The 11485-nt window shown below is 44.1% G+C and carries 5 protein-coding genes; all 5 read left to right on the top strand.

Features of this window, described 5'->3' with window-relative positions:
• Positions 1–932, top strand: a 932-nt coding sequence (locus tag CS022_RS14555; protein ID WP_145964518.1) for an Ig-like domain-containing protein, incomplete at its 5' end; no start/stop codon positions are given.
• Positions 860–4648 (top strand): Ig-like domain-containing protein, encoded by a 3789-nt coding sequence (locus tag CS022_RS14560; protein WP_129122904.1) that lies wholly within the window; start codon positions 860–862, stop codon positions 4646–4648. The genes CS022_RS14555 and CS022_RS14560, both read left to right, overlap by 73 nt.
• 109 nt (positions 4649–4757) lie before the next feature.
• On the top strand, positions 4758–5576 hold the full coding sequence (locus CS022_RS14565) for an Ig-like domain-containing protein (RefSeq protein ID WP_235869525.1): 819 nt from the start codon (positions 4758–4760) through the stop codon (positions 5574–5576).
• A gap of 233 nt (positions 5577–5809) precedes the next feature.
• The gene (locus tag CS022_RS14570) at positions 5810–7039 is read left to right on the top strand and encodes an Ig-like domain-containing protein (RefSeq protein WP_129122906.1); all 1230 of its coding nucleotides are present in this window, start codon (positions 5810–5812) and stop codon (positions 7037–7039) included.
• The coding region (locus tag CS022_RS14575; RefSeq protein WP_201746291.1) for an Ig-like domain-containing protein at positions 7012–11485 on the top strand (4474 nt) is incomplete at its 3' end. The genes CS022_RS14570 and CS022_RS14575, both read left to right, overlap by 28 nt.

Here is an 11485-nt window from a genome sequence, read left to right on the forward strand (position 1 = left end):
GGCAGATCACCGTTAACGCGACGGTGTATGACGAGGCGGGCAACAGCCATGCTGCTGCGCCGGTGACGGTGAGTAAGGACATCACCGCCGATGTCGATGATGACTTTGAGATTGTGCCTGCTTTTGCTGACCGGATTTATGGCAATGATGAATATGAAAATCACAGCTTTTCCCTTAGGGGAGTCGATACGGCTGACCTCGACACCGTCATCGTTGTACTCAGTATGGAGGGAAAGGAAGATTATGAATTAGAGCTTTCGTCTTCTGACCTTAGTATTCCAAGCAATATTTTTGTTACTGCAGGTATGACAGAAGGAAAAGTATCCATTACTGCAAAGGTAACCGACCATGCTGGGAATACAAAGTTTGCCCAAGAAGTTAACGTAACAATTGATAGAACTGCAGATAAAGATGATGATTTTGAAATCACGCCGAGTTTGATAGGCAGACCTTACGGGAGCGAGTTCCTCAGCAACGGGAATTTATTTAGTTTCAATGGTGTTGATGAGGATGCCGAGAAAATAGTGCTGACTCTTGAGCAGGCGGGTAAAGAAACTATCACCACAACAATCTCTGGCCCTCAGCCATTCACTGTACCTAATGACGTTCTCAGCGCCTTCGGTAATGGTGAGGTCTCCATTGGCGCAACGGTATACGACAAAGCGGGCAATACCAGTGATGCAGACGCGATAACCATCGAAATTGATTTGTCCGCTGAAGTGATAGCGACCCATTCAGAATTCTTCTTGATATTGAAGACAAAAAATACAACGCAGAAGAATATGTCAAAGACAGCTTTAGCCTTGAGGGTATCGATGAGGACATCGTATCGGCCACTGTTATTTTCACACAAGATGGAGTGTCATCTTCCCCCATCACTCTCTCAAAGCCATTTACCGTCGATAAAGATATCTTTGTCAAAGCAGGGTTAGACCATGGTGAAGTGAAGATTCAAGCCTTTGTAACAGACGAGGCTGGGAATACTATTCATGCTAAGCCGGAAATTATAGAAATTGATACGTCTGCAGATGGTGATGACAGAGATCTGAAAATCATCCTTGATAATCCAGATGGCATTTACAATAACGATGAAATTAATACAAAGAGCTTTTCAATATTTGGGGCTGACACCGATATTGAAAGCGTTATCGTTACGCTTACCCGTGTCTCTGATAACACATCTCAGGATTTTGAACTAAGCAAACCCTCTTGGAATGTCAGTAAGGATATATTCAAAGACTTTGATGGTGATATTGAGATCAGTGTTAAGGTGACTGATATTGAAGGGAATACTGCTTCTGCAGTCCGTGAAATTATCACCATTGATAAGACTGCTGATGTTGATAGTGACTTTTCAGTTACTTTAAATTCAGTAGATAAGACAGTAAATAAAGTTGAATCATCTTCGCTGCCGATAAAGCTTCTTGGTGTCGACACGGATATTAAATCTATTGATGCCTATTTTTACCACAAAGATAAACCTGATACGAAATTTGAAATTAATGTATTTAAAAATGAAGATGGTGTGTGGGTTGTCGATGATATCAATGCGTCCAATCTTGATGATGGCCAAATCGTTATAGAAGCCGTTGCAATTGATATTGCGGGTAATTCTGTTTTATCAGAAATTGATGAATTCACTCTTGATACAAAAGCCGACCAACCATTATCGATTTCGTTTCCTTCAGATATCGAAGCAGATGGATACCTTCAAGATGAAGAATATAACTTGACATCAACGACGGCCAGAATTTCCCTTGCTTTGGATGCAGAAGTCGATGACTTACTTTATGTTCATGACAGCATTTCTGACATTGAAGAGTCTTACTCGCTCACTGAGCAAGACATCAACAATGGTTATGTTGATTTTGAGTTATCCTCACCTGCTGACAACCAGGTTCTGACCGTCAGAAGTTACCTTGTCGACAGTGCAGGCAATACCTCCGAAACCACGACGGGCAATATCGAGCGGGATACTGAAGCTGACCGAGGTCAAGCCCTGCGTGTTGACATACCCGAAGATCTCGAAAAAGTCGGCTTAGAGGAACAAGACACCCTCTTGTTCTCTTTATTTGGTGTCGATAACGATATCAAAGATGATGGAATAAAGGTCACGTTTATAGATTCTGAAGATAACTCTGTTCCTGGTACGGCTGTTAAAAATGAAGATGGATTCTGGGTAATAAAAGGAGGTATCAGCACGCTTAAAGATGGAGACGTTACTATTGAGGTTATTGCTGAAGATACAGCTGGGAATACCGTCATTAATGATGACGCGATAATCAATAAAGATATTCAAGCTGACTTTACGGGTGATTTTTTATTAGCCGTAGATGACGATCACTTGGTTAATGAAAATGAAAGTAACAACGTCCAGTATGACTTTGAAAACCTAGATTCAAGAGTCGATAAGATAAAGATTGTGGTCTCAGACTCTACCGGTAAATCAACAACGATGAAAGAAGGTCCGGTGGTGCTATTCAATGATGACAAATATTTCGATATATCAACATTTAATGATGGTGAAATAACATTTTCAATTACCCTTTATGATGAACACGGAAACAAGAGAGACTTTGTTGAAACAATTACTCTTGATAAGACAGTAAGTGTTGATTTTCGTCTAGATGTAGCATCTGATACCGGATTTGAGTCTGATGATAATAAAACCAACGACACCACTCCGACGTTCTCTGGCACCACTGACACAGATGGAAAAGTAGAATTAACGATTAACGGTAAAACGTATAAAAATATCACTGTGAATGAAAATACGGGTAATTGGAGTTTTACAATACCTGACTCAGATGCAATTACTACTGATGGGATATACGACGTTGATGTCTACGTCGAAGATAAGGCAGGAAATACAAATAATGATTCAGTGACGATTGATTTGGAAACCACACCTCCGGAAGACTTTATTAATACGGGTATTCTAGATGAGGACGATACCGGCAGTAGTAAATCTGATGAAATCACCAGCGAACGCATGCCCACTTTCTCTGGTTCAGTTGAGGAGGGGAGCCGAGTTACGCTTTACATAGGCGGCAAGCAATACCCAGCAAGTGTGACCGGAGGTGTTTGGGAAGTAACGGTAACCAGCCCTCTAGCTACCAACAAAACTCACCTTTACAAGGTAATTGCCGAGGATATTTATGGTAATACCAGCGTTCTCGAGCAACAAGAGCTGACCATCGATACCAAGGCCCCCGATATTACATCTAGCATTACTCCCTCAGATGACAAGTTGGTGATCGATAGCCGGACAAATGACACTACGCCATCTTTTGGCGGCACTGTGTCTGATAAAAATGATGTCGTCAGCGTCAAAATGTATTTCGACGATAATGGCGTCGAAAAGGAAATCAATGTTGCGTTTACCGCAGGTACAAATGAGTGGAGTGCTGATTGGCCTTTTGATGCATTAGCGCATGGAAATTACAGCTATAAACTCGTCGTGGAAGATGTGGCAGGCAATAGTGACTCTTATGATTTTAATTTCTCTGTCGATGTAAGGGCTGAGGTCACCGTAGATTTCCGAAGCGATACTGGTACGGCATCTCCAAAAGTAGAAAATATCACTAATATCGAACAACCCTCTATTGGAGGCACTGGCGACCTGAATTCAACCATCACCCTGAGCTACAAAAATGATAGCGGGGATGATGTAACTCAAACTGTACCAGTGAACGCTGAGGGTAATTGGTCTTACACAATCACTGATCCTCTGGCTGAGGGTAATAACACAGTCACAGTTACTCTGATAGACCCGTTCGGCAATGAGGACGTTCAAGAACTCAATTTTACACTCGATACCACACCACCTGCGGAGCTCGGTTATGCTCTTGAAGAGGATACTGGATCTGATGACGATGATTTCGTCACGACTAACCCTAAGGTTGAAGTTTCTCATCTGGAGTCAGATGCTTTTTGGGAGTATTCACTGGACGCTGGAGCAACATGGGCAATAGGGCAAGGTACATTTTTTAACTTGTCTGATGGTACTTATGCCAGTGAGCAGGTACAGCTTCGTCAAACAGATAAGGCAGGAAACATTGCGGTCTCTAAACTTCCTCCGATCACAATAGATAACACGGTTGAGCAGTTAAATTATGAGCTTGAAGAAGACACGGGTTCTAACCTAAACGACAAGGTGACGTCAAACCCCACCATTGAAGTGTCAAATCTTGAGCCTGGTGCTTTCTGGCAATACTCAGTTGATGCTGGTGAGACATGGCAAACGGGACAAGGCACATCCTTTACCTTATCAGAGGATGTGTATGTAACTGACCAGATTCAGATTCGTCATACTGATAAGGCCGGAAACAGTGTAGTTACCCTTTTACCTGAGATCACCATAGACAACACGGTTGCAAATCTGACGTATTCCCTCCGAGAAGATACGGGTGAAGACACAAGCGATAATGTAACCTCTAATCCAACAATCGATATCGACAATTTAGAAGCGGGTGCAACGTGGGAGTACTCGCTCGATGCTGGTAAGACATGGATACCCGGGCAAGATACATCGTTTGATGTGCCCGAGGGGGAGTATGAAGCCAACGAGATTCAGATTCGTCATACTGATAAGGCCGGAAACAGTGTAGTTACCCTTTTACCTGAGATCACCATATCGTCATACTGATAAGGCCGGAAACAGTGTAGTTACCCTTTTACCTGAGATCACAATAAATAACACAGTTCAGCAACGAACGGTTTCCCTCAAGAACACAGGCTCCAGTGTCTTGGATAAAGTGACGATAGATGAGGGGTTCGTTAATTTTGGTCTTGCAGAGGGCGCTGAAACGACAACAGATGATACGCCGACAATTAGCGGCAAAGTTGAGCCGGGAAGTACGGTGAGTATCTTCAATCATGCAGGCATTCGTCTGGGGGATGCTGTTGTCGAATCAAATGGGGATTGGTCCTTCACCTTCCAAACGCCGTTAGCCATTGCAGAAATGACCTATTCGATAAAGGCGACCGATCTTCAGGACAACACCAGTGTCATTGATGAACAGACATTTACAGTGGAAGCGCCATTAGAAGAAATGGTAGCTCCACCCCCAGAAACTAAGGAAGTCACGAATAGCCAAACCCCTTCTTTTGAGGGGAATGTCGAAAATGGTGTGACCGCGAAGCTGTTTATTGATGGTAACGAATTTGACTCTGTTGATATCAGCGATGGTCATTTCGCATTGTCAGTACCTGCTGAAAAAGAGCTGGATGAAGGGAATTATCATTATCGTATTGTCATAGACACCAATGATGGTGGCTCACCGATAGAGAAATCTGGTGAGATAGAGATAGACATTACACCACCAGAAATTTGGCTTGATAACGACGTTTTACATGAAAATGATTCCGTAATCGGCGCGAGTGGTTACGAGTCAAACGACTTTGGTGCAACGGTTACCGTATCAAAAGGTGACGAAGTCATTGGTCAAACCACGATCGGTACCGACGGCTCTTGGCACATAGATAACCCGAACTATAAACATGGTGAAGAAATTATTATCAGCATAGAGGATATAGCTGGGAATTCAGATTCTCATATATATCAAGTAGATTAAAAAACACAGTATATTGTTAAAATAAATAAATCAAAGCCAGAGTGAATATAACGCTCTGGCTTTTTTAATCAAATATTTTAGCGTACAGCCTTCCTTATTATATTTCTACTCAAACTGAGATCATTTCAGTAAATCTATTATTATTAAAGAGGTTTGAGTCAATTTTATATGTGCTTCATTCCATTGATATCCGCATAAAGACTTATTTGAAAAAACAATAAGAGATCATCTTCATGGCAGAGTTAACGATCACGTCCCTCAATGACATTAAAGTAGCTGGCTTTGACTTGGTATACATAAACAGTCAAGGCACAACGGAAAAATTCAGTGATGCGTTGGTAGCTATCGCAAAGGGTGATCTTGTCGTAATAAAAGATGGCGAGAAAGTACCTGTTGATGAGATTATTAAGTCTTCGGGTATCAATGTTAAATCACTGGAAAGTGTATTTCTCGAAAATGTTCTCACCCAAGATCAAAAGCTTAATCAATTACTTGACCAAGTTAAACAGCAAAGTATTGCAAAAGATAATGCCCTGAAAAAAATAGAGCAACTTGAGCGGGAAAAACTAGAGCTAAAAGAACAAAAAAAAGAAGCAGATGATGAAAAAGCCGAAAATGCGAGAAAAGAAAATTTAGATGACACACTGGATGAGCTGAGCCAGCTCAATGCCGACATCAAGAAAGCCCAGGAAGAGCTGGCGCAAAAACGAAGCGAATTAAAGCAAAAGAACCTTGAACAACTTGAAGTGATTAAGGTTATTCAAGAGCAGCCATTGTCAGAAGAAGTGCTGGCTATAGCAGAAGAGCTGGCGGCGGCAGCGGCTGATGGTGAAGAAGGGGAAGAAGAAGAGGGCATTGATGAAGAGGGCAAAGCCCCCAAACTTATGCAAGCTTCAGAAAGCCTTGAAAGCCCCACCTCTGGCACTAGTTCAGGCTCATCAAACGCCAAACCGGTTGAAGAAGAAATTCCGCCCAACAGTCTCAGTGTATCTCTTGCCAAAGAAGATGACTCAGGGCGTTCAGGTGACTTCATTACCAATGTGAATGCTGGTTTAACGTTGGTTGGAACGACCAATCCGTCTTCGAAAGTGTCATTAGAAATTGATGGGAACAAGTTTGACGTCGTTGCTGATGCTTCTGGCAACTTTGAGTTTGAGCTTGATAGTGAATTTGTCGATGGTGAATACGAGATTCTTATTGAATCAGTTGATACCAATGGGCAGGAAGCTGCTTTTAGCAAGGTGCTGGTCATTGATACTGTTGCACCAGATGCGCCCTCGGTAGCTCTCAGTGATGAAAGCGATACTGGTATTAAATTTGACAAGCTGACCTATGATAACAAGCCCTTTTTCAATGGTAAGGGTGAAGCGGGCACGACGGTTGTTTTCGCTATCGCAGGCAGGAAATACAAAACGTCGGTAAAAGAAGACGAAACATGGGAGATTCAAATCACCGAGCGTTAGATGACGCCGACTATGAGTACGAAGTTTACCTCGAAGATGACGCCGGAAATACCTCCGCTCCGACAAAAGACTCTGTCGAAATAGACACGGGACTCATCCTCACTGGTGGCCTAGATCCTGCCTGTGATACCGGGCCATCATCCACAGATGGCATCACCAAAATTAACAATCTGCTTTTTTCGGGTAAATCTGACCCCGATGCGACCGTGACCCTGTATTTTGTGTCTTCAGGCGAAAGCATTGATACCGCCCAACCTATCGTCGCCCGAAATGATAATGGTGACTGGAGTGTCGATTCGACGACTGAAGGTTACGGGGTCCTCGCTGGGCTTGAAGAGGGTACTTACAGCTATAAAGTCGTTGCCGAGGATGAAGCAGGCAACAAGGTAGAGATGGTGAAAACAGTCACTGTCGACATGACGGCGCCGACATTAGGTGAACCAGAGCTCTTATCAGACTCCGGCGTTGCGGACGATAAAATCACAAATATCATAGCTCCGAGGCTGGGTGGTCAAGTGGAGCCCGGCGTTTCCGTGACAGTGTCAGTTAGCGGTGAAAGTGGTGAAGTATTTTCTGGTGAGGCGGTGGTGACCAGTGATGGTAATTGGTCAATTGTTCTGCCCGATTTGCCTGGAAATGGTGATTATAGTTACAGCGTTACTGCGACAGATCTGGCGGGCAACGAAACCCAAGAATCGAATACCTTTGAGATTGATATTACTGGTGCGTTTAACGGCGATGGTAAAAACGAGATTCTGTTTTCTGGAGACAGTGACAGCTATATCAATAACCTTGAAAAAACAGAAGTCACTCTGGATGCCAAAGTAGAGCCGGGGAGTCAGATCACCTCAATCACAATTTCCAGTGAGAACGGCGGAAACCACACCGTTGGTAAATCTGCCATATCTGTTGCCAGTGATGGGAAAGTGACCATTCTGGAACAGGATATATCAAGCCTTTCTGACGGTTTGCTCACCGTCACCATGAATGTTATTGACCCTGCTGCTAACCCGGGTGTGGTTTCACATACATCAGTATTAGACACCATCGCACCGTTTACAGGTGACGGCACAAACACAATTACTTTCGTGGGCAATGACATTATTAACGCGCAAGAGCAAAAAGACATTGCGCTGACGGGTTCAGTCGAGAGCGGCAGTGTGGTGCACTCTGTCACTATCACTGATAGCAGCGTGCCTGCGAACGAAGTTGTGGTTGCGCTTTCCGATATTTCCGTCTCAGATACTGGGGTCATTAGCATCAGACCGCAGAATTTAGAAACGCTGGAGGATGGTCAGCTGACTGTGTCTATGTCAGTTTCTGACCCTGCCGGTAACGTGGGTGCTATCGGTTATCAGGCCACCTTAGATACGTCTGCAGATGCAGACAATGACCCGCTAACTGTCACCATTGACCCTGATGATTTAGTCACCAACAAGTCAGAAGCGAGTGATGTAAAAGTGTCACTGTCTGGTGTTGATGCTGATGTGCAAAGTGTGGTCGTGACACTGACCGATTCTAAGAACAAGCCGTTTAATTTCACGGCCACCAAAAATGAATTCAATGAGTGGGTACTCAATGAAATCAATGTCACGTTATTGAATGATGGCGAGGTGAGTGTTTCTGCTCTAGTGACCGATGCAGCCGGGAACTCCGCCGAGGCCAACTCGACCTTTACCCTCGATAAAACCGCTGATGTGGGTGAAGATCTTGCGGTTAACGTCAGTGATGAATTGAAAATTGTTGACCAGAAAGAAGTGAGTAATGTGTCTGTCGACCTTTCGGGGGTTGATGATGATGTGGTGTCTGTGCAGGTGATATACCGGGATCTAGACGGCAATACAGTGGAAACAACGGTCACTGAACGTGATGAAGACGGCGACTTTATCGTACCGGGGCTTTCTCTCTCCTCATTAACGGACGGTGCAATCACAGTCGAAGCGATAGTCACTGACGCAGCGGGCAATAGTAAGGTTGTGACCAACTCGCTGGATTTAGACACCAAAATTGATGAATTCAATGATTTCAATGTCATTGTTGATAGTGATGACGAACTTACGAATAGAGAAGAGTCTGACAATGTAAAAGTGCGGTTAGAAGGTGTTGATGATGATGTAGAGATCGTTATTGTTACCTTCAAAGATCAGTCAAACAACACTAAACAATACACAATTACCGAAACGGATGAACAGGGCAACTGGATTGTCCCTGACGCAGATTTAACAGGGCTTGTTGACGGCACGATTCATGTTGCTGCGAAAATGATTGATGATGCCAGCAATGCCAAAACTGTGTTTGATGAGTTGGTACTCGATACCACTGCAGATATGGGTGATGACTTCTCGCTCAGTGTTGTTGATGGGTTTGAGGTGACTAATGCGGAAGAAGCGGAAAATGTCAGATTATCGCTAAATGGAATTGATGATGATGCAGACAACGTGGTCGTGGTTTTCAGAGATGAAAGTGATAATACGGTTAATGTTACGGTAAACAGTCCAAGCGCAGGACCACTTGATCTGAATAACATCAATATAACGGGTCTGACAGATGGCAACATCACTATATCTGCAACGCTTACAGACATAGCTGGTAATACGGTTACAGAGGAAAGCACGCTTGTACTGGATACGTCCGCTGACGCAGACGATCAGGCACTCGTACTCAGTATCCCTCTGGGAGATCAGCTTACTAACGACGAGGAGGCAGGTCATGTTGTCGCTGAGTTGAAAGGGATTGATGCTGACATAGAAACCGTCACCTTAACCTATACAGACTCAGATGGTAACAATGTCGTCTTAGCTGATATCCAGACTTCAGGTAAGAACCTCACGTTCTCTCCCTCCGATCTGGCAGATTTAGCTGATGGAAATATCGATGTTACTGCTATCGTCACCGATGATGCGGGAAATACCAAAGAAGTCACCACGTCGCTTGAAAAAGATACCACGGCAGATGCAGATAGTAACTTCAGTATCAGTGTTAAAGATGACTACAGACTGTCTAATTTACTCGAGGCAGAGAGTGTTGAGTTTGAACTGGCAGGTATTGATGAAGATATACAAAGTGTCGTCGTGACCTTGCTTGGACCGGATAATAAATCTGCACCGGTTCAAGTCGAGAAAAAAGGTGATAGTTGGGTAATCAATACTGCCAATATATCTGCATTCCCCGATGGTGAAGTGACCGTTCGTGCCGTTGTCACGGATGATGCTGGCAATACCGCTATCAGTACCGACACGTTTGAGCTGGATAAGTCAGCGATGGCTCTTCAGCTTGAAATTGCCCCAGATATCAACACAGATGGCTACATAAATGCTGAGGAAATTGGCGATAGAACACAAGTTGAAATCAAAATCGCCTTACCCTCTGATGCGAAAGAAAATGACACCCTTACTGTCAATAACCAGCAATTCACGCTTTCAGCGACCGATATCTCCAAAGGTATTTACACCCACTTAGTGAATTTGCCTGCCGAAGGGGAGAGGTTATCCGTTACAGCCTTTATCACGGATGAAGCACAAAATACCTCTGTACATGTCACTGCCAAAGCGATTGTGGATACTCAAGCGGATGTCGACGGCAATCTGGAACTGTTGATAAATAGCGACTTACAGGTTGTTAATGCAAAAGAAGCTGAAACAATGAGTGTTGATTTAGTCGGTATCGACAACGACGCAGCATCAGTACAAATTGTTTATTCAGACGGTTTCAAAGATGTTGTCGCCTCTGCAAGCAAAGGAGGCAGTGGTTGGGTGATACCGGCGAAAAATATCTCTGAACTTAACGATGGCAACATCTCCGTGAAAGCTATCATCACGGATAATGCCGGGAATACAATAGAAAAAATAACAAACATCGATCTTGATACGTCGGCGGATTTGGGTACCCCACTTTCTATGTCTTACAGCTCGACAGATAAGATCATAAACAAACAGGAAGCTAATGGTTTTGATGTCAAGTTCAATGGCGTCGACAGTGATATTAAAACGCTTGTCGTCACATTTACCGACAAAGACAGCAACGTTAAGTCTTTACACGCATTAAAAACCTCTGACGGAGTGTGGACGGTCAGTGATGCCTCTATGGATGGACTTGCCGACGGCAATGTCGCCGTCAAGGCAGTCATTACCGATGATGCCGGCAACACGGTCACGCTTGAAGATACGTTGGATCTGGATACGACCCTTGATGAAAATGATCTGCTGACACTGACGTTGCGGGACAATGTGATCAACGACAGCGAGAAAAGTGATGTATCAGTCGAGCTCAATGGGCTGGAAAGCGATATCACAACAGTGACGGTGACCTTCACCGACATTGATGGCAACACCCAGACAGTGACGGCTGAGGGCGGCGCGGCGCTGCCGGCCGCCGACTTGAGCGGTCTGGTGGACGGAACGGTGACGGTCTCAGCGGTGGTGACGGACGATGCGGGGAACAGCAAGC

Source organism: Veronia nyctiphanis, from assembly GCF_004116385.1.
In the GTDB taxonomy this organism is placed as follows: domain Bacteria; phylum Pseudomonadota; class Gammaproteobacteria; order Enterobacterales; family Vibrionaceae; genus Veronia; species Veronia nyctiphanis.